The 19,379-nt window shown below is 59.7% G+C and carries 15 protein-coding genes; 3 read left to right on the forward strand and 12 right to left on the reverse strand.

Annotation, left to right across the window (positions count from 1 at the left end; translation table 11 throughout):
- Positions 1 to 44: 44 nt before the first annotated feature.
- The 3 genes from J5286_RS27685 to J5286_RS27695 all read right to left on the reverse strand — a co-directional run bounded on the left by J5286_RS27685 (position 45) and on the right by J5286_RS27695 (position 2,310).
- Positions 45 to 1,025 carry an alpha/beta fold hydrolase gene (locus J5286_RS27685; protein ID WP_209193185.1) on the reverse strand — a complete coding sequence of 327 codons (981 nt, stop codon included), beginning with the start codon at positions 1,023 to 1,025 and terminating at the stop codon, positions 45 to 47.
- A gap of 130 nt (positions 1,026 to 1,155) precedes the next feature.
- Positions 1,156 to 1,533: a nuclear transport factor 2 family protein gene (locus tag J5286_RS27690; RefSeq protein ID WP_209193186.1), complete on the reverse strand. Its 378-nt coding sequence runs from the start codon at positions 1,531 to 1,533 to the stop codon at positions 1,156 to 1,158.
- A gap of 24 nt (positions 1,534 to 1,557) precedes the next feature.
- Positions 1,558 to 2,310: an SDR family NAD(P)-dependent oxidoreductase gene (locus tag J5286_RS27695; RefSeq protein WP_209193187.1), complete on the reverse strand. Its 753-nt coding sequence runs from the start codon at positions 2,308 to 2,310 to the stop codon at positions 1,558 to 1,560.
- 125 nt (positions 2,311 to 2,435) lie between these two features.
- Between J5286_RS27695 and J5286_RS27700 the strand changes: the two genes are divergently transcribed.
- Entirely contained in the window at positions 2,436 to 3,338 is a 903-nt protein-coding gene (locus tag J5286_RS27700; RefSeq protein WP_209193188.1) for a LysR family transcriptional regulator, read from the forward strand.
- Between the two features lie 18 nt (positions 3,339 to 3,356).
- On the opposite strand, the gene J5286_RS27705 is transcribed toward J5286_RS27700, so the two are convergent.
- From J5286_RS27705 to J5286_RS27745, 9 genes are all read right to left on the reverse strand, one after another.
- Positions 3,357 to 4,490 (reverse strand): RHE_PE00001 family protein, encoded by a 1,134-nt coding sequence (locus tag J5286_RS27705; protein ID WP_209193189.1) that lies wholly within the window; start codon positions 4,488 to 4,490, stop codon positions 3,357 to 3,359.
- Positions 4,491 to 5,763: 1,273 nt separating this feature from the next.
- Positions 5,764 to 6,975, reverse strand: a complete 1,212-nt coding sequence (gene repC, locus J5286_RS27710) for a plasmid replication protein RepC (protein ID WP_209193190.1) — start codon at positions 6,973 to 6,975, stop codon at positions 5,764 to 5,766.
- A 191-nt stretch (positions 6,976 to 7,166) separates the two neighbouring features.
- The gene (gene repB, locus J5286_RS27715; protein WP_209193191.1) at positions 7,167 to 8,204 is read right to left on the reverse strand and encodes a plasmid partitioning protein RepB; all 1,038 of its coding nucleotides are present in this window, start codon (positions 8,202 to 8,204) and stop codon (positions 7,167 to 7,169) included.
- Positions 8,201 to 9,424: a plasmid partitioning protein RepA gene (gene repA, locus J5286_RS27720; RefSeq protein WP_209193192.1), complete on the reverse strand. Its 1,224-nt coding sequence runs from the start codon at positions 9,422 to 9,424 to the stop codon at positions 8,201 to 8,203. The genes repB and repA overlap by 4 nt, the downstream gene beginning before the upstream one ends.
- Before the next feature lie 322 nt (positions 9,425 to 9,746).
- Positions 9,747 to 10,727, reverse strand: coding sequence for an ABC transporter ATP-binding protein (locus J5286_RS27725; RefSeq protein ID WP_209193193.1), 981 nt, complete (start codon positions 10,725 to 10,727; stop codon positions 9,747 to 9,749).
- Positions 10,728 to 10,730: 3 nt separating this feature from the next.
- Complete coding sequence (locus tag J5286_RS27730; protein WP_209193194.1) at positions 10,731 to 11,555, reverse strand: carbohydrate ABC transporter permease; 825 nt, start codon at positions 11,553 to 11,555, stop codon at positions 10,731 to 10,733.
- Entirely contained in the window at positions 11,552 to 12,415 is an 864-nt protein-coding gene (locus J5286_RS27735; protein ID WP_209193195.1) for a carbohydrate ABC transporter permease, read from the reverse strand. Before J5286_RS27735 ends, J5286_RS27730 begins: the two co-directional genes overlap by 4 nt.
- A gap of 55 nt (positions 12,416 to 12,470) precedes the next feature.
- Entirely contained in the window at positions 12,471 to 13,745 is a 1,275-nt protein-coding gene (locus tag J5286_RS27740; RefSeq protein ID WP_209193196.1) for an ABC transporter substrate-binding protein, read from the reverse strand.
- Positions 13,746 to 13,823: 78 nt separating this feature from the next.
- A complete protein-coding gene (locus tag J5286_RS27745; RefSeq protein ID WP_245206599.1) occupies positions 13,824 to 16,145 on the reverse strand; it encodes a family 78 glycoside hydrolase catalytic domain in 2,322 nt (773 codons plus the stop codon).
- Positions 16,146 to 16,281: 136 nt separating this feature from the next.
- On the opposite strand from J5286_RS27745, the gene J5286_RS27750 reads away from it, so the two are divergent.
- Both J5286_RS27750 and J5286_RS27755 read left to right on the forward strand, forming a co-directional pair.
- Complete coding sequence (locus tag J5286_RS27750; RefSeq protein WP_449090043.1) at positions 16,282 to 17,307, forward strand: LacI family DNA-binding transcriptional regulator; 1,026 nt, start codon at positions 16,282 to 16,284, stop codon at positions 17,305 to 17,307.
- A 144-nt stretch (positions 17,308 to 17,451) separates the two neighbouring features.
- Positions 17,452 to 19,374, forward strand: a complete 1,923-nt coding sequence (locus J5286_RS27755; RefSeq protein WP_209193384.1) for an adenylate/guanylate cyclase domain-containing protein — start codon at positions 17,452 to 17,454, stop codon at positions 19,372 to 19,374.
- Positions 19,375 to 19,379 lie beyond the last annotated feature (5 nt).

The raw sequence follows: 19,379 nt of genomic DNA on the forward strand, positions 1-19,379 counted from the left end.
AGTAACTGGCCGTGGCAGATGTCCGCCACGGCCAGGTCTTTTCGTCAGGACTGCACGAAAGCGAGCAGGTCGGCGTTCAGCACATCGGCATTGACGGTCAGCATGCCGTGCGAGAAGCCCGGGTAGGTCTTCAGCGAACCGTTCTTCAGAAGCTTGGCCGACTTCAGTGCGGAGTCCGCGATCGGTACGATCTGGTCGTCTTCGCCGTGCAGGACAAGCGTCGGAACGGTGATCGCCTTCAGGTCTTCCGTCTGGTCGGTTTCGGAGAACGCCTTGATGCCATCATAGTGCGCCTTGGCGCCGCCCATCATGCCCTGGCGCCACCAATTCTGGATGACCCCCTCCTGAACTTTGGCGCCATCACGGTTGAAACCGTAGAAGGGGCCAGCCGGGACATCGCGGAAGAACTGCGCACGGTTGGCGGCGAGCGCTGCACGGAAGCCGTCGAACACTTCGATCGGCAGGCCCTCGGGGTTGTTTTCGGTCTTCAGCATCAGCGGCGGAACGGCCGATACCAATACTGCTTTGGCGACGCGGCCGGCCGGCTGGCCGAACTTTGCAACGTAGCCAGCAACTTCGCCGCCACCGGTGGAATGGCCGATATGCACGGCGTTCTTCAGATCCAGCGCTTCGACGACGGCAAAAGCGTCAGCGGCATAGTGGTCCATATCGTGACCGTCGGCGACCTGGGCGGAGCGGCCGTGGCCACGGCGGTCATGGGCAACGACGCGATAGCCCTTCGAGAGGAAGAACAGCATCTGCGCATCCCAGTCGTCCGACGACAGCGGCCAGCCGTGATGGAAGACGATCGGCTGGGCGTCCTTCGAACCCCAATCCTTGTAGAAGATTTCGACGCCGTCCTTGGTGATGATCGTAGACATTTCAGTATTTCCTTCTTTTGTAGAGCTGGTGGATGCAGCGTTTGCCGCAAAGGTAAAGGCGGGTGAAATTGCCATGGTCGCTGCGGCTGCACCAGCGGAGAGCAGTGCGCTGCGGCGCGTCATGGAAGAAAAATTCTCGGTCATTTCATATCCTGCAATCTTGTCGTTTCAAGCTTCAGACGACGCTGTTGCTCGGCTGATGGGGAGATATTGCCGCGAAAGACTCGCGCCAACAATTGCATCAATAATTTCTAGTTCATTGCCATTTCCGCAATTATTGATGCGTCGTGTCTGGAGCCCCATCGAAGAAGAGATAGATGGCTGCGATCTTGCCATCCCGCGCCACGATGAAATCGGTGCCGGCATAGGCCGGTGTTTCGCCCGGTGCACCGGCCGACCATCTGAGCCGTCCGGCCTGATCTTGAAGAACCTCTGCCGGTGCGATCGGCGTATATTTGAAATCCGGGTGCATGGCGCGGATCACGCCGGCGATGCGAACGATCTCGTCCCGGCCCCGGTAGATGCCGTGCGGCTCGATGAATACGGCGTCCTCGTGGAGGATCTCCTTCGCGGCCTTCTGGCGGAGGGCGGCATCGCCCTCCCCGAAAATCTCGTGCAGGTTCCGTTCCAACAGCGTTGTAATGTCTGCCATGACTTTTCTCCTTGAGACCGATCCTCAGATCTGAACCTGACCGCCATCGACAAACAATTCGACGCCGTTGATGAATGAGGCCTGGTCCGATGCCAGGAAGAGAACCGCCTTGGCAATTTCCTCCGGCTGACCGATCCGACCGGCGGGGATCAGGCCGGCAAGATAGTTCTTCGTGTTTTCGGCGCTGTCGCCATTACCGAAGAGCTCGTTCAGGCCAGCCGTCTCGGTGACGCCGGGGCTGACGGCATTGACGCGGATATGGCGATCCTTGAGATCGAGGATCCAGTTGCGTGCGAAATTGCGGACCGCCGCCTTTGTCGCCGAGTAGACGCTGAGTGCTGGCGTTCCCGAAATGCTCGTGGTCGACGAGGTCAGCACGATCGAAGCGCCATCGCGCAGCAGAGGCAGCGCCTTCTGAACCGTGAACAGCACGCCCTTCACGTTCGTGTCGAAGGTCTTCTCGTAGTGCTCCTCGGTGATGGCGCCGAGCGGTGCGAATTCACCGCCGCCGGCATTGGCGAAGACCACGTCGATCTGCGAGTGCTTCTGCTGGACGGCATCATAGAGGCGGTCGATATCGACAAGCTTGGCCATGTCGCCCTGAACGCCTGTCACCCGGCCGCCGATTTCCTTGACGGCTGCATCGAGCGCATCCTTGCGGCGGCCGGTGATGAACACCGAAGCGCCTTCATTCGAGAAGGCCTTTGCGGTGGCCAGTCCGATGCCGCTGGTGCCGCCGGTGACCACAACGACCTTGTTTTCGAATGTCTTGCTCATTGTCTCTGTCCTTCTCTGTGTTTGGCTCTGTGTTGGCGGCCCGTTGCCGTTGAGAAGAACATGCCATCAGAACGCTGATGCAAATAGTCGGCAAAAATGCTACCCATCGTTCCATATGGAGAACGATGATGCAGTCTGATCTGAACGATCTCGTCTATTTTGCCGAAGTGGTGGCCCATGGCGGCTTTGCCGCGGCGGGACGGGCGTTGGGCGAGCCGAAGTCGAAGCTCAGTCGTCGCGTGGCGGGGCTGGAAGCGCGGCTTGGGGTTCGTCTGATCGAGCGCTCCAGCCGACGCTTCAGGGTGACCAACGTCGGCCAGGCCTTCTATGAGCGCTGCAAGGCGATGGTCGCCGAAGCCGAACGGGCGGAAGCCCTGGTCGCGGAAGCGCAATCGGAACCGCACGGCCTCATTCGAATGAGCTGCCCAACCGGGCTGGTCGAACCGATCTCAGCTCTCGTGGCCAAGTTCCTGGCCCAGTATCCGCGAGTGCGGCTTCAGCTCGTTGCCGTGGACCGCCCTGTCGACCTCATCGAAGAGCGGATCGATGTGGCGCTTCGCGTGCGCACTTCGCTGGATGGGGACGCCTCGCTCACGATGCGCTCTCTCGGAAATTCCATCCGCATCCTCGTCGCGAGCCCGCAGCTTGCGAGCCGTATCGGCAGCATCAACGACTTAGCCAACCATCCGACGCTGTCGACAACAGATGATCAGAGTGAAGTGAACTGGCTTCTTGAAACGGACGACGGCCAGAGACAAACGGTTCGACACGAGCCGAGGATCGGCTGCGCCGACTTCACCGCGGTAAGAACCGCAGCGCTCGCCGGCTTGGGGGTCGCGCTGTTGCCTGATCACACCTGCAAACAGGCGCTGCAGGACGGAAAACTCGTGCGCGTCTTGCCGGCATGGCGGGGAATGAGGGGACTGGTGCATATCGTCTTCACGACACGCCGAGGACTGCCTCCGGCAGTACGCAACTTCATCAACGCTCTGGCCGCCGGCTTTCCGAAGGACGCACTGGCGGGATAGCCGGCCACGTGGTTACGGCTAGATGATGCCCCACGCCTGAAATCTTCCCCTGCCCGTCATCTCGCGCAAGCCGAGTTCCGCAAGGATGCGCCGCGCCGCCTGCGGCGTGACATCCAGGATCTTGCTGACCATGCCGGAAGAGACGATCGGCTTTGCCACGACAAGGTCGACCAGTGCCGGAAGTTTCGAGGAGGATCGGCGGCCGACGAGTTTCCGTTCCATCATCTGTCTCGCAAGCGCCAGCCGGTCGTGTTCCTTAAGTCCTATTTCCGCGGCCATGATCAGCCCCTGGGCACTGGCCAACAGTCGCGTCTCCCGATCCCGATGCCGCCGTCGATCGACGGACACGGATTTGAGACCGAGATTGAACGCTGCGAGATGCACCGCCGTCGTCACGCCCTCCTCTCGCAGGATCGAAGCAGCGAGCAACCGACCGAGCCATGGGGCATGTTGCAAGACGGCGAGCTCTGTCCAGGCATCGAAGGCGATCAAGGCCTGCAGCACCGGCGGCAAGTCGTGGTTCTGCCGCAAAACGCCTCTCCATTCGTCGAGCCGCTCGTCCTCGTTCCAATCGAGATCATAGGCCAACGATTCCCGCTCGCGGCCGGATGAGCGCGCTGGACCTGTCACATTCGCCAACACCGCTTCGCTGCGCGCCAACACAGCATCGATCTCGGCGAGCTCCGCGTCAAAGGCGTTGGAGAAATCGCCGCTGTCATTGCCCTTCGTTTCTAGGGCAGGCATGGGGTCGCTCTCGGCCTTGTCGCGATCCGGGTAATCGGCATTGCCGCCGATAGGGTCGGCACCGCGCAGACTGCGCAGCCCCTCAGGACTTAGCGCCCAGGCGGACGGTTGCGACGCGATCCTTCTGCGCGTACGCAACACATCGCGCGCGATCGTCAGTTCGTGGCTCGGTGCGCGAATATCGTGACCGGCATCGTGGAGGACGAGATCCTCAAGATGAACGAGCTCGCCATCGATCCACAGCGAGGCGCAGGCGTCAGTGAAATGCGATCGCTCGATCCAGCCGTTTCCAACAGGCGATCGCCCTATCCGCTCATCCAGCCGAGCCAAGCCGATGCCGGCCTCTGAAACCGGTCTGAGCAGGCTTTGGATGGGTAATTTGGTGGAATCGTAACGCATTGAAATCATGGTAAATGATTTTCTTAAGGAACTCCATATCGGAGTTGAAGTTCCTCACTGCGTAGGGGGACGAAACAGCACTGTGAACTCACTGAGTGTGCTGTTGCTACAAAAAGAATCTTACACGATTCTCTCGATGTTTGCCGCGATTTTCCGCACCTAATTGCATAAATCAACAGCCCGAGAGAATTGATTAGGGCGCAGTGCGAAACCGGCAGATACCGTTTCGACAGCGCTAGCGATTAAGGTCATCAGTCGGTTCAGGCAATAGGCTACAGAGCTTGTTTGGCAGGCTCACCCGACCGGCGGAAAAGTCAACTCTCGCCCTGCTTAAGTATTGGGAACAGATCGCTGTGTATTCTTGCGTCAATGTCGGACCGCTCGTGTCGGATCAATCGTGCATGCGAGCAATCTGTGAGCGCTTTGCAAGCTGTCTACATGGCGGCCGACCTCGGCCTTCGAGGGATGCTTCTTTTTGCGTGTCTGAACGGTTTCGGAGAGCGCGGTGAAATTGCGTTCGGCTTCATCAAGCAGCAGTTATGTCGATGCCGATCAACGAAGCCGATAAGAAACATCGGGGAGCTTTTTCGAGAGACACGAAGCTCAAAAGCACTCGGCCAATCCATTTTGCGCATCACCCATATCGCGATAGTCTGCGGCGCAGATCTCTAGCGCCTTCGATTACCCGGCCCGCGCATCATGCCGCTCGATCGGGGCACAGCGAAGTTCAACAGAGCCGAAGCAATCGAAGCAGTAGACCGCAGGCATGTCGAATTGCGGGATGGTTCTGATATGCCCGAGTGGCTTGAACTTGCACTCCGTCTGACCTTTATAACTCAAGCCGATCATCCCCTCCCCGCTTCGATCCTTCTTGGCAACCGGATCGAAAGGTTGTTCAAGCGTGCTGCTTACGGATAACGCCAATACGATGCCCGGCTCCCTGGCTTAATCACGAACTGGTCTCAGAGACCGCGTGCTAGGGTGTCCCGTTTTCCGTCAGCCTTCGGCGCTGCTCAAACGCCTTGGCCAGGTGCTCTCTTTACACCGAGCTCAGCAGCCATCTCAAAACATTGACAGCTGTCAACATTCTATGCTCTCGCCGATCTACCCGATTGCATTGAAATCTCCCGATCACAAAACGCGCAGCAGATGTTCACGCTCACGATAATCGCAGTCAACCTTGCGGAACTCCTCCACGCGACCAGCTGAACGCACAATCAAATCACACAACGCCACGCAATTCTCAAAACCTTGACACCTGGCAATGTTCTTCAAATTCGTTTCACACCGCCGCCGGCTCCTTCCCGCCATTCGCCCTGAGCAAAGCCATCAAAACCGGGCCGAGTGAGAACTCTCGTCTCTGCGCCCTCGCCGTTAGATCCCTGAGATAGCCACCGGCTGATTTAATATGTTCCGCGCGCTGTAAGATGCAGGCCATCGTCGCGGCGGCGTTCTCGGGGCCCATGATCTCGCAAGCGTTTCGATAGGCGCCAGGCGTTACGCCAAGCATGGATCGCACAAGCACTGCGGCTTCCATGAGTTCTCGCCAGCTCGAAACCGATCCGCCGGGACCATAGCTCGTTATCTCCGGGCATGCTCGCAGCACCATGCTCAATGGGAAGCTTCTTGTCGGCTCGCTGTGTTTCTCACAGTTAGATCCAGACTCAGCCTCGCGTTCTGCGCCTTGCTGTTCAATTTCAATAATGGATTCTGTATTTGAATTCTGTATGTGGCAGCCAGATCCGATGTCATAGGCGTCCATTTTCTCGGAATTTAACTTGTTTTCCAAAAGATTAAGCACGGTCTGACGAAGGTTCTCGATGCTCTCGAGGCTGCGCCGCAGATCTTGAAGGGATGGCGTGCGCGGAATGCTGCCGACGAGTTCGACGTAGCGCGATTCAATGGCCTGCCAATTGCCGGAGACATCTTCGACGATTGCAGCGGAAATCAGCTTGCGCACATCGCGGCGGCAGATCGACAGGGTCTCTTTGGTGCTCCGAAACAGCGCCCGTTCGGTCGCAATTCGCTCCGACAACACGGCCAATTCGGAGGCGCGGGCAAGCAGAGGCGATAGATCGAAACCATAGGCCTGCTCAATTTCGCCAGCGCGATCCTTCCGGGCATAACGCTTTCCGTTCGCACTGTCCCTGCGCAGGATCAGTCCGGCATCGACGAGCGCGGCAAGATGACGACGCAAGGTGGTCCCGGTGATCCCGTGAGCGCGGATGGAAAGCTGGGCATTCGACGGAAACACGATCATCGCGCGGTCCGAAGCCAATTCGCTCTCGGGATAGAAGGTCAGAAGCGCATTCAAAACCGCGAGCGCCCTATCCTGAATGCCAAGCAAAGCCCTAGCCTCGGACGCATCACGGAACACTTTCCACTTATCGACGGACGATCCTGATTCGATTTTCGCCGCAGCTGCCTGGCGTTTCATCAACGCAAGCGTCATCGGCCGCCGCCCAAAGGGCGTCGTTATATCTCCAACGTGCATTTTTTCACCTTTCAAAAGGCAAAAGAAAGCCGTCCACCAAATTAGGTGCCAAAGTGTCTTGACTGTGATTCGGGGAAATGCGATTCTCTAGTTGCTACACAGAGAGAGAGGCTTCCACGACGGCAACGTTTGGGGGCCTTTTTCTTTTGCTCGTTTTCCTTTCCTGGATCAGCTGACAGCCTCGGTGGCGATCAGAGCTTCTCGTGCCGCAGGGCTGCAAACCGCTCGACGAGTGCCGGCAGCTCCGCTCCAATGAATTTTAGAAAGTCACGCTCGCGGCCATTCTCGGCCACAAGCCGGATTTCCTTTGGAGTGACCACGCAAGTACCGTGACGCGCGCCATTGCTGTCGACGATCGGCGTTGGCGCCGGTCGAGGTTCAGCGCTGGGCTTCAGGCTGACCAATACGCGCTGGAACCTCTGGTCCGAAAACTCCGCGGGATCAGCCTTGAGCGCGAGCGTCTCTCTGGCGATGTCCAAAGCCGCAGGCTCAGCGGAAATCAGCTTTGCCAGGTCCAGCCATCTTGGACGGCCGACTTTCGGGGCACGGCCAATTGCTTCGATAATGTCGGCAGGGACGGCGCGATAGACGCTGCGCATGCGCGCGAGTTCGGCGGCCTCGATCGACAGCGCGGCATAAATCTCGCGCGCTTTTATCCCTGCATCGTCCATGCGCGATGCAAACAATGCGCGCTCGATCCAAGTCAGGTCTTGCCGGCTGGCATTCTCGATGCCTTGGGCCACGACCAGATCGAGGTCCGACATGTCGACTTCGACAGCCTTGACGGACTTGTTGAGTTCCTTGGCCGCGCGCCAGCGACGGTGTCCGTAGACAATCTGAAAACGACCAGCATCGGAGGGGTGCTTCCGGATCTGGATGGGAACCTTTTGCCCATCGACCTCAAGCGAACGCTTGAACGCGTCAAAGCTGGCGGCATCGTCATCGGGCAGGCGGTCTGGGTAGGGGGATGGATCGATCAGAGACGGATCCACGTCTCGAACCGTCGCTCCGCCCGACTCCACAAGTGCCTTCAGCCGATCGCGTTCCGTACGAATATCATCGATCGCGCGGTGCGCGGCGCCAATAACACCCGCCCCAACACGATTGCCCGTCGCAGGCGAGGGGGCAGGGCCGGGGTCTTGGCTGATGTCGGTGGTCTTGCCGCTTTCCAACTCAGCCGACAGAAGGCCGAAACTTGCGACAATGGATTTGCGCGGAGACTTGCTCATGGACGCCCCCAGCTCTTGTTAAGAAGCCCGACGATCGCCTCGTTGACCGCATCAACAGCTTCGCGCGCACGCTTATGGGTGTCGCGTCCGAGCTGGCCCATTTCGAGTTCATAGATAGACCGCTTGGCCAGGCCAGCCGCTTCGACAGCGGTGCTCTCGATAGCCGTCGGCAAAAGAACGTCAGGGCCAAACAGATGGCGCAGCATTGCGACAACTTGCGACTGTGGCGCATCGTTGGGATTATGGCGCGTCACAAGATAACGAATGAAATCCTGATCCAGCTGGGCGCCGCTTTCGTTCAAGACGCTAATCAGGTCGCCCATCATGAGAAGGAATTGGCTCATCGAGGCCACATCGAGCATGGCCGGGTGGACGGTTATAATCATGCTCGTCGCGGCGTAGATAGCGCTCAGCGTCAGAAAGCCGAGAGACGGCGGTGTATCCAGAATGACGACGTCGTAGTCGTTCTCGACCTCGGCGAGGGCGAGCTTCAACCGTTCGAAGAAGATCGCGCCCGATCCGGAGCGGTTAGCAAGAACACGAGGCGTTTCGTGCTCGTACTCCATCACCTCAAGATTGCCGGGAATGAGGTCGACGCCATCGAAATAGGTCTTGCGAATGATATCGCGAATGGGCCGGCGTTCGGCTTCGTCATATCGAAGCGCCGCATAGATGGTCTCGTTGGCGCCGACATCCATCTCAGGCTGGGCGCCGAATAGCGCCGACAGCGATGCCTGCGGATCCAGGTCGAGAGCCAGAACGCGATAGCCGTGCATGGCGAGATAATGCGCGAGATGAACGCAGGTGGTGGTCTTGGCGCTGCCTCCCTTGAAGTTGGCGATCGCCAAGACCTGAAGATGCTCGCCTTCCCGGCGCCGAGGAAGAAAGCGCAGCGCATCCGCAGGCTTCTGTGCGGCAAAAAGCTCGCGCAATTCGTTGATCTGGGCGAGCGTGTAAACGCGGTGATTGTTTTCAAGCCTGCTGGGCACAGGGCCACGCCCCTCGCTCGACATCAACTTCAATGTCGAATCAGGGATGGAGGTGAGCTTCGAAACCTCGTTGGTCAGAAACTGACGAAGCATTTTCTCAGATTTGGGCGGGTACATCCGCATACGCAGTTGCTGCAGTTGCCCAGAGAGAAGACCCGCGTGGCGCAAGATCTTGCTGCCAGCATCTTCCTTCAAAGCGACCACCGATTCCGTCCGTTGTGCTATTGCCATTTTACCCTCTTGGCGGCCCTAAGCCGATTTACCGGCCATTGCCCGCCAAAAGGTAGAACACGATTCTCGAAAATCGTCCAGAACAATAGGGTTAACGAAACCTTAAGTAGGAAACTGGAAAATTTATGCGGTTATCGCTAAGGTATCGCGATCGCTCGCATTTTCACGACGGAGATTTCTCATCGTCGTCTCGATTCCCAGACACTCTTATCGCCAGCTGCTGCCACGAGCGCCTGACGAATTCATTAACCAGCTACCGAACAGGGAATCAATGCAGCCGAATTGAGCAATTGATTCCGTTTGTCGGGGCTTGAAGCGGCGGCTAGGTGAAGCGGTGTTCCTTGTTCGGCATCGGCGAGGCGAATGCCGTGTCACCAATGGTGATAATCTTGTCGCCGTCGGTGCGAACAAGCAACGATCCCAGCGTCTCGACATCGAGATAGACGATAGAATCCGCTCCTAGGCGCTCGATGTGCCGGACGGTGCCTTGCCACTTGCCGTCGGTCGCCGAAAGCTGCAGGTGCTCGGGCCGGATTCCGTAGACGCGGCATCCTTCGTCCTTGGCGACCGCCCCTTCAAACAGGTTCATCTTGGGGGATCCGATGAAGCCCGCGACAAAGGCGGTCTGCGGCCCGTTGTAGAGTTCCATCGGAGAGCCGACCTGCTCGATGTGGCCGCCGTTCAACACCACGATCTTGTCGGCCATGGTCATGGCTTCCACCTGGTCGTGGGTGACATAGATCATCGTTGCGCCAAGCCGCGCATGCAGCTCGGTGAGTTCCATGCGCATTTGCGAGCGAAGCGATGCGTCGAGGTTGGAAAGCGGTTCGTCGAACAGAAACACTTTCGGATTGCGGATAATAGCCCGCCCGATCGCCACGCGCTGCCGCTGGCCGCCGGAAAGTGCTTTCGGCTTGCGATCGAGCAGATGCGAGAGCTGCAATATGTCGGCGGTCTGCTTCACCTTCTCGGCGATTTCCGCCTTGGGCCTCCTCGCAAGCGAAAGGCCGAAGCCGATATTTTCGGCGACCGTGAGGTGCGGGTAGAGAGCATAGGATTGAAACACCATCGCGATGCCGCGCTCGGAGGGTTCGGCATCGGTCACATCCTTGTTGTCGATGACGATCTTCCCGGCGCTCGATGTTTCAAGCCCCGAGATCATCCTCAGTAACGTCGACTTTCCGCAGCCTGACGGTCCGACGAACACACAAAATTCTCCGGCGCCGATGTTAAGATCGACGCCCTTGATGACTTCGAGGCTGCCGAAGCTCTTTCTGACGCCATCGAGAACAACGCTAGTCATGGCTTATCCTTTCACTGCGCCGGCCGTCATGCCCGCCACGATCTGTCGATTGAAGAAGATGAAGACGATCAGCGGCGGAATGGTCACCAGCAGGATGTTCATGAACAGCAGATTGAACTGCGTCTGGAACTGTCCCTGGAAGTTATAGAGGGTGAGCTGCACGGTGACGTTCTCGCGGCCGGGCAGGTAGTAGAGCGGGTTGGTGAAATCGTTGAAGATCGCGATCGATTGGACGACGATGACGGTCACGGTCACCGGCTTCAGCAGAGGAAGGACAACGCGGAAGAAGATCTGCAGCGGCTTTGCGCCGTCGATGATCGCCGCCTCATCCAGGTCGCGCGGAATGGTCGCGATGAAGCTTCGAAAGAGCAACACGGTAAACGACAGGCCGTAGGCGACCTGGATCAGAACCATGCCCGAAATTGTCTTGAACAAACCAAGCGCCTGCAACACCCAGATCGTCGGCACGACGGCGGGCGGGATCATCAGACCGGCGAGCACAAAGGCATAGATCACCGCGTTCCACCGCGATGGCCGGCGCTGCAGGACATAGCCCACCATCGCGCCGAACAGCACGAGCAGCGTCACGGCAGCCACCGTGATAACAGTCGAGTTGAAATAGGCCAGCAGCAGCATGTAATTGCGGGCCTGGATCACATCGACGAAATTGGTCCAGAGCTGCCATTCGCTTGGCAGTGTGAATTTAAGCGCCGCTGCATCCTGCTTGGTTTTTGCTGCCGTCAGAAAGATGAACAGGAACGGCATCACGAAGATCACGCAGCATGCGACCAAGGCGGAGGCTCCGGTGTAAAACTGGCGCCGGGTCATACATCGACCTCCCTGCGATTAAGCCAGAAGGTGAGCGGCAAAACGATCACCGCGATCAGCACGAACAATATGACGTTTCCGGCCGTGGAGAGGCCGTAAAAGCCCGCCTGATACTGCTTGTAGATCACGCTCGCGAGCACGTCGGAGGAAAATCCGGGGCCACCCTTTGTCATCGCCCAGATCAGATCGAAGCTGCGCAGCCCGCCGATCAGCGACAGGGTAATGACGGTGATCGTCGCCGGCTTGACGAGCGGTATGGTGACGCGGAAGAGCATCTGCGTTCTCGTTGCGCCGTCGATGCGCGCGGCTTCGTAGTAGTCGGCGCTGATGGATGCCAGTCCGGCGATATAGATTACCGTCGCAAGCCCGATGCCCTTCCAGAGATCGACGAGGACGATCGAGTAGAGCGCCAGCGCCGGATCCGTCAGCCAGCCTGGCCCGTGTATGCCGATGGCGGCCAGCGCGACATTAATGATGCCGCGCGTCGGATGCATGAGCACGGAAAAGGTTATGCCGACGCCGATGGTCGACACCAGCACGGGAAAGAAGATTACCGTTCGAAGAAGACCCTGAGCCCAGAGGCCGGATGTCAGCAGGACAGCAAGAAGCAGGCCGAGAACCGTCTTCGCGGCCGACGTCGCCACCGCATAGATGACAGTGTTGGTCAGCCCCTGGATGAGGAAAGGCTCGCGGAAGAACTGCTTGTAGTTCTCAAGCCCGATGAACGCTGTCGTGAACAAGTCCCAACGCGTCAGGCTGAACCAGAAGGATGCGATCGTGGGCGCCAGGAACAGGACGGTGAAGATGACCGCCGCCGGCAGGATGAACCAATAGGGGTAGGGTGACTTGCGTATAACCATAGCGGCTCCTAAGCACCTTGCCCGGATATCCGCCGGGCAAGGTGCGTCTGGGAGGTTACCAGTTCGGGAGGCCGAGCTGCTTGGCCTGCTTGGCGACGTCCTGGTCGTAAAGCGCGGCCGCATCCTTGGCGGAACGGATACCCGTTCCGACCTCGACGGTGATCTGCTCGAGCGCCGGTCCTTTCACGGGTGACAGGAATTCCAGCGCCGGGCCGGCACGGCCTTCCGTCTGGAAATAGGGCAGCATGTCCGTGACGGCTTGCGGCACGTCCTTCGGCAGCTCGCAGCCCTTGATCAGATAGGGACCTGACGGCACGGCCTTCGCCATCAGCTCGCACCCTTCCTTGGAGGCCACGAAATCGAGGAACTTCTTGGCTTCGTCGAGATGCTCGGCCTTGGCTGACAGATAGAGTGCGGCCGGCATCCAGATCGTCAAACCGTTCTTCGCGGCATCGGTCCCGGGTTCCGCGAAAAAGCCGACGTCTTTAACGTTGTCGGGAAAGTTCTGCTGGATGTTGCCGATCCCGAAAGTCAGGCTGGGGTAGTGCGCTGCCTCACCGGTCGAGACCATGCGCATGCCGTCATCAAAGCTCGCCGCGCCGAAATCCTCGTTGAAGAATCCCGCTTTCGCCACTTCTTCCTGGTGCTCGAAGCCGCGAAGGGCCGCAGGTGTGGTGGCGTACTTGACCTTGTTGGCCGTGTAATCGTCCGCAAAGGTCGGAACTTCGGTCTGGACGTTGAAGAAGTCCGCCAGGACGAAGATCTGCGATGTCCAGGTCGTGCCGTAAGTCTGGGCGATGGCGACCTTGCCGGCTGCCTTGATCTTCTCGTTGTTGGCCATGAATTCGGCCCAAGTCTTCGGCGGCTGCAACCCGAGTTCGGCGTAGATCTTCCTGTTGTAGAAGATCCCGCCGCCCATCGCCGGGCCGAAGGGTATTCCGCGCACATGGCCGTCGGATCCGCTGACCACCTTCTTGAAGCTCTCGAGAATGCCGGCGGCTGACGGGAGATCGGAGAGATCAGCCATCGTCTGCTCGGGCTTCAATGCCTGGAACAGAGAGCCGCTGTTATACTGGAAGATATCCGGCATCTCGCCGGTCGCCAGCCGCGTCTTGACGATGTTGTCGCCCTCGGAGCCGCCTGCGCGTTGCTCCACGTCGAAGGTCACATCCGGACGCTTCTCGCTATAGGCTTTGGAAACGGCATCGAAGGAAGCGATGGTTTCCGGGTTCGTGTCGATCAATACGCTCAATGTCACGTCTGCGTGGGCGACGCTGCTCGCCAGCGCCAAAGTGGCCGCTGCGATAATGCTGCACTTGGTCATCCGCATGGTCGTCTCCTCCTCCAAGGACTTGCGATTTACCGTTACGATCAGTCATGTGGTGCGCGGCCTGCCGCGCTGTCTTGATCAGACGTCGAAGGTGATCGAATGGCTGCCATGTCCGATCTGGACACGCTCGTCATCCGCCACGTCGGCGCCGTTCACCGTCAGATTCTTCCTTGCACTATTGCCGCGTATATGCGCGGTGATGCCATCTGGGATTTCAAGATGGCAGGTAACCTTGCCGCCGTCGATATCCCATCCGGCCTCGATGCGGCCAAAGCGCGTGTCGTGCCACGCCGCAACGGGCGATAGCGCCGGAAGGATAGCGGGATCGAACTCGATCTCCTCGAAGCCCGGCTTGTCTTCAAGGGGCTTGATGCCAGCCACATCCTCGAACAGCCATTGGCACACGGCGCCATAGGCATAGTGGTTGTAGCTGTTCATATCGGGATCGTAGATCGTTCCGTCCTCTGCAAGCGCATCCCAGCGCTCCCAGATCGACGTCGCTCCGCGCTCCACCTGATAGAGCCAGCCGGGAACCTTGCGATTGAGGAACATCTTTTCGGCGAGATCGAGCATGCCGAGCCGGGTAAGGGCGGGCAGTAGCGCTGGCGTGCCGATAAAGCCGGTGCCGATCACGCCATCGGTCTCTTCCGCGACCCGGCGGAAATAGCCGCGACCGGCCTCTTCATATTCCGGCGGAACGAGACCATAGAGGAAGGCGATCGCCCACGATGTCTGGTCGTTATGCGCAATGCGCCCAGATGGGGAAAAGAACTCGTTCTTGAATGCTGCGCGGATGTCTTCAAGCTTGCTGTCGAGGCGCTGCGCCTCGCTTGTATCGCCGAGGACCCGCGCGATCTTCGCCGTCAGTTGCGTGGCGACGAAGTGATAGAGCGTCGCGGCGCAATCGTCGGCCACGGTCGGGCGCGGCTTGCGATTGTCGCCAACCGGCTGCAGCCAGTCGCCAAAGGTGAAGCCATGCTCGCCCCAAACCGCCGGAGGGCGGATGATGGGGCCGTTGGAAATACCCCAGAGGTAATCCAGCCAGTGCAACATCGCCGGGAAGCACTCCTGCAGAGCGGCCTTGTCGCCATAATGCAGATAGAGCTGCCAGGGGATGATGACGATCGCATCGCCCCAGCCGGTCGAGCCGGCCCAATCGCCGCGATTGCTGATTGGATGCAGACGCGTCGGATCCGGCGAGAAGTGCGGCACCGCCCCGTTCTCTCTCTGATCGTGCATCACGTCGCGCAGGAATTTCCGGAGAAAAGATTGGCTGTTGGCAAGCCAGCATGCGGTGCCGGCAAAGACCTGGGCGTCGCCTGTCCATCCCAGGCGTTCGTCGCGCTGCGGGCAATCCGTCGGGATCTCGATGAAGTTCGATCGCTGCGACCAGATCGTGTTCTCGACAAGCCGGTTGACGGCGGGCACACCCGTGGTGATGCCGCCGGTCGCGACTGGCACCGAGGTGATCGGGATCATCTTGATGGAGAGAAGCTTCGCATCGCCGGTGACGGTCACGCGGGCGTAGCGGAAACCCATGAAAGTGAACAGCGGCGCGTAGGTTTCGACGCCATCTCCCGACAGCGTGTAGACCAGTTCGGCCCTGGCGCTGCGGTAGTTGCGGTTGTCGAAGAACCGGTTTGGCCCGAGGACTTCGGAGTGCTCCACGCGTACGCTCGCGCCTGCCTCGCCTTGCGCATCGATGCGGATATACGCCCCGGCGTTCTGGCCGAAATCATAGACCAGCCGGCCATCTTCTTCCGTCCAGCTATCGATCGGCTCGAACGGGGCGAGCTCGACAACGGCGGCCGTCTCGTGGGGTACAAGCAGGGTCTTGTCGAAGGCGAGTTCTTCAACGCCGAACGCGTCTTCCGTCTTCAAGCGGGCGTCGTAGTCCTCGCCATAATAGATGCCGTTCCTGGTGACGGGGGTCAGTCCACTTTCCCAGGTGGAATCTGTCTTCAGCGCCAAGGCGCCGTCGACGCTGATTTCGGCAATGGCAGCCGTACGGTCGCCCCAGCAATTGAAGATCGGGTTCGAGGCCCACATGAGCTGGCCGCGATACCAGCCGTCGCCGAGCCAGATCTCGATCCTGTTCTCGCCCGGCTGAAGCAGGCTGGCGACGTCATAGGTCTGATAGGCGATGCGATCGTCGTAGCAGGTCCAGCCCGGTGTCAAAAGATCCGAGCCGACGCGGCGGCCGTTGATAAAGGCGCGATAAAGCCCGAGCGCTGAAATGGTCAGCACGGCTTCCCGAGGGGCATGCTCAAGCTGGAAGTTGCGGGAGACGAAGGTGCCAGCGGTGCCTTGGCCATCGTCGCATAGTGGCGCCACCATGGCGGCGGTGAATTGAAATGACGAACCAGCGGCAGCGCTCGCGCGCCCTTGCACAATATCCATGTCCCCTCCCGATCCGCTTGAGGCAGACCCATCAAACGAAGTGTGTATCGTTATATGTATATCATTCTACATTCCCGTTTGATGTGCAACAGAAAAATGCCTATACTCCGGCCAAGATTGATGAGAACGATAAATTATGCAGATGTTTCAGAAGGATAGAGACGGAGCGCGAGCGCGGGTGACGATCCGCCATGTCGCGGAAGACGCCGGCGTCTCGGTCGCCGCGGTATCGAAAGTCCTTCGAAACGCATATGGCGTCAGCGCGGTTCTGCGCACGAAGGTCGAGACGTCGATCGAGAAGCTCAACTATCGCCCTTCCGTTGCAGCCCGCGCCATGCGAGGGCGGACGAACACCATCGGCGTGCTGGCGATCGAGCTGTCAAACCCGTTCCTGCCCGGCCTGATCGAGGCGGCCAGCAACACGCTCGCCGACAGCGGCTTCAAGGCCCTGGTCGGGCTCGGCCGCTCGGCGCAGCCAATCGAAGCATCGATGATCGAGTCGATGATCGACAACCGGATGGATGGCGTTCTGATCATCGCCCCCCGTATTTCCGGCAAGGTTCTCGAGCGCTACGCCAAGCAGATTCCGATCGTGGTCATCGCGCATCACGAGCCGGACGCCCAGACCTACGACACTGCTAATTCCGACGACCGGAAGGGCGCCTACCTCGCTGCCGAGGCTGCTCTTTCGAAAGGCTATCGCGATATCGCGATGCTCGGCTACGATATAGAGGGGTCACCAGCCACCATCGTCGCCATGCAACGAGAGCTCGGTTATCTGGACGCCATGAGGGCGGCCGGCTTGGAGGCGCGCGTGCTGCGGCTGCCGCCGGTTGATGCCGACAGAACCGCCGCCCTGAACGCTTTTCTTTCCGCTCCCGATCGTCCGAGAGCCGTGTTCGTCTGGTCGGATCTCGATGCTGTCCCGCTGATAAACATCGCGCGGATGCGAGATATCGGCGTCCCCTCGGACCTGGCCATCATCGGCTACGACAACTCGCCCGTTTCGGCCCTTCCGCTGGTCGGGCTGACAAGTGTCGACCAAGACCCCGTCCAGTTGGCTCGAACAGCGACGCAAATGTTGCTTGAGCGGATCGACGGAAGACGCGAAGCCAAACACGTCTTAATCGAGCCCCATGTCGAACATCGCGGTAGCGCGTGACATGACGCCGGCAAACACTTCCTAACCTCTGCACCGTCCGTCCTTTGTCCATCTTGTGCGCCGGCTTAAAACACGCTTAGCTGGTGTTAAGGGAGCGAGGTTGAGGGGGACGGCATGAAGCGGCATGGCACGTCCAAGGGGCTGGTGGACTGGTCCCGGCCGCTCAGGCTGCATCTTGGCGTTCTCGTCGTTGGATCCCTTCTCTGCACATCGATACCCATCATCTGGATGGCTTTCAGCCAGGGAACGAGCGCGGCAGTCACCGCGGGCGCGCAACAGATGCGCGAGATGAGCCTGCGGCTGATCGAGGGATACCGAAACACATTGCAGGAAGGCACCGAAGCGGTGGCGCTGGCCTCGACCATGCAGCAGCTCGTCTCCGCGCCGCCGGCGGATATCAGCGCGAAAGAGGGCTTCTTTCTCGAGGTTCTGCGCAACGTCCCCAATGCGACGAGCGTCTACACGGGATATCCTGATGGCTCGTACCTCCAGGTGATCGCTGCTATCCGCGATGACGTCAGGCAGACGCTGTCGGCGCCCGATGGAACGGCTTTCGCGATCCGGACGATCGCTCGCAGAGACCGGCCGGATGCCGTGTCAACGCTGCGCTTTCTGGATGCCAATGCCAGCGTGATCGAGGAGCGCGCAGTCGAGTACGCATCGTTCGATCCACGGCAGCGGCCCTGGTATCAGGCGGTCGTCCAGGATGGAAAGGCCGTTTCGGTCGGGCCATACGTCGCTGGAACGCTCAAGACGCCGACGCTGACGATCGCCGCGCCGATGCGTGATGACGGCAAGGTCGTGGTCGGTATCAACATCCACCTGAGGACGATCAGTCGTCTCCTGGATGCCAGCCAGATTTCGCCACGCGCCCGGGCTTACATAATCGACGATGAAGATCAGCTGGTCGCTCATTCAGATCCCGACATCATGGCTAGGCTCATGGACCTGTGGTCACGAAGCGCCGGCGGCATCGGCGCGACGGCAAGCGGTTTCGACACCAGCCTGGCCACCGTGGCCAACCTGCGGCGGGATTCAGTCTTCGGTGCCGGAGGGCTGGCGCGGCTCGACCTCGATGGCGAGCGATATCTGATCCAGGTCGCGCCGATCAGCGTCTCCGGACTGTTTGCGGGAAGCGAGGCGGCGATCGTCGTGCCACTGGCGGATCTCGTCGAGCAGGCCAACCGATCGCTGATGCACAATCTCCTTATCGCTGCCGGCTTTGTCATTGCCGGTGTGGTCGCATCGGTGCTTCTGTCGCGCATGGTCAGCCGCTCCCTCAACCAGCTGGCCGCGGAAGCACGTGAGATCGGCAACCTCGATGTTCACGAAAAGACCACCTCGCATTCCTTGATCACCGAGATCAACATGCTGGCGACCGCTCTCGCGGCAAGCCGCCAGGCCATCAGCCAGTTCGCGCTCTATGTGCCGCGCGAGGTGGTTCGGCGGATCGTTGGGCCGGGCGGGCCGGCGATCGTCCAGGCGAAGCGGCAGGAATTAACCGCGCTGTTTACCGACATACGCGACTTCACGACCATATCCGAGCAACATTCCCCGGAGGATGTGGTCGAGACGCTGTCTACCTATTTCGAGCTGCTGAACAGCGTTGCGGAGCGGCACGGCGGAACGGTCATCCAGTATCTGGGCGATTCCATTTTCGTCATGTGGAATGCGCCCGTGGAGACCGCAAAGCATGTGGAAGAGGGCTGCCGGTGCGCGCTTGCGATGAAGGCAGCCGTAGATGCGTTGAACGATGCCAATCGGAGGGATGGGCGTCCGCTGCTATTCACGCGATTTGGCCTGCACACCGGGCCAGCGGTGGTCGGCAGTTTTGGCGCAGTTTCGCGCCAGCAGTACACGGCGATGGGTGACACGATCAACGTCGCGTCACGGCTTGAAGGGCTGAACAAGGAGTTCAACACGTCGATCCTGGTCAGCGCGGCGGTGAGGGATGCGGTCGGCGGTGATTTCGATTTTCTACCGCTCGGCCTGGCGCAGCTCAAGGGGCGGGCGGGCAAGGTGGATGTGTTTGAGCTGGTCGCCGAGCGCTCGACTGGTCCGGGCTGATGAGC

Origin of the sequence: Rhizobium sp. 16-488-2b, from assembly GCF_017741815.1 — a bacterium.
Classification (GTDB): domain Bacteria; phylum Pseudomonadota; class Alphaproteobacteria; order Rhizobiales; family Rhizobiaceae; genus Rhizobium.

Coding starts and splice junctions, on each gene's coding strand:
- J5286_RS27685 (WP_209193185.1), bottom strand. CDS start 1,025: ATGACCGAGAATTTTTCTTCCATGACGCGCCGCAGCGCACTGCTCTCC.
- J5286_RS27695 (WP_209193187.1), bottom strand. CDS start 2,310: ATGAGCAAGACATTCGAAAACAAGGTCGTTGTGGTCACCGGCGGCACC.
- J5286_RS27730 (WP_209193194.1), bottom strand. CDS start 11,555: ATGACCCGGCGCCAGTTTTACACCGGAGCCTCCGCCTTGGTCGCATGC.
- J5286_RS27740 (WP_209193196.1), bottom strand. CDS start 13,745: ATGCGGATGACCAAGTGCAGCATTATCGCAGCGGCCACTTTGGCGCTG.
- J5286_RS27725 (WP_209193193.1), bottom strand. CDS start 10,727: ATGACTAGCGTTGTTCTCGATGGCGTCAGAAAGAGCTTCGGCAGCCTC.
- repB (WP_209193191.1), bottom strand. CDS start 8,204: ATGAGCAAGTCTCCGCGCAAATCCATTGTCGCAAGTTTCGGCCTTCTG.
- J5286_RS27705 (WP_209193189.1), bottom strand. CDS start 4,490: ATGATTTCAATGCGTTACGATTCCACCAAATTACCCATCCAAAGCCTG.
- J5286_RS27750 (WP_449090043.1), top strand. CDS start 16,282: ATGCAGATGTTTCAGAAGGATAGAGACGGAGCGCGAGCGCGGGTGACG.
- J5286_RS27735 (WP_209193195.1), bottom strand. CDS start 12,415: ATGGTTATACGCAAGTCACCCTACCCCTATTGGTTCATCCTGCCGGCG.
- J5286_RS27745 (WP_245206599.1), bottom strand. CDS start 16,145: ATGGATATTGTGCAAGGGCGCGCGAGCGCTGCCGCTGGTTCGTCATTT.
- J5286_RS27690 (WP_209193186.1), bottom strand. CDS start 1,533: ATGGCAGACATTACAACGCTGTTGGAACGGAACCTGCACGAGATTTTC.
- repA (WP_209193192.1), bottom strand. CDS start 9,424: ATGGCAATAGCACAACGGACGGAATCGGTGGTCGCTTTGAAGGAAGAT.
- repC (WP_209193190.1), bottom strand. CDS start 6,975: ATGCACGTTGGAGATATAACGACGCCCTTTGGGCGGCGGCCGATGACG.
- J5286_RS27700 (WP_209193188.1), top strand. CDS start 2,436: ATGATGCAGTCTGATCTGAACGATCTCGTCTATTTTGCCGAAGTGGTG.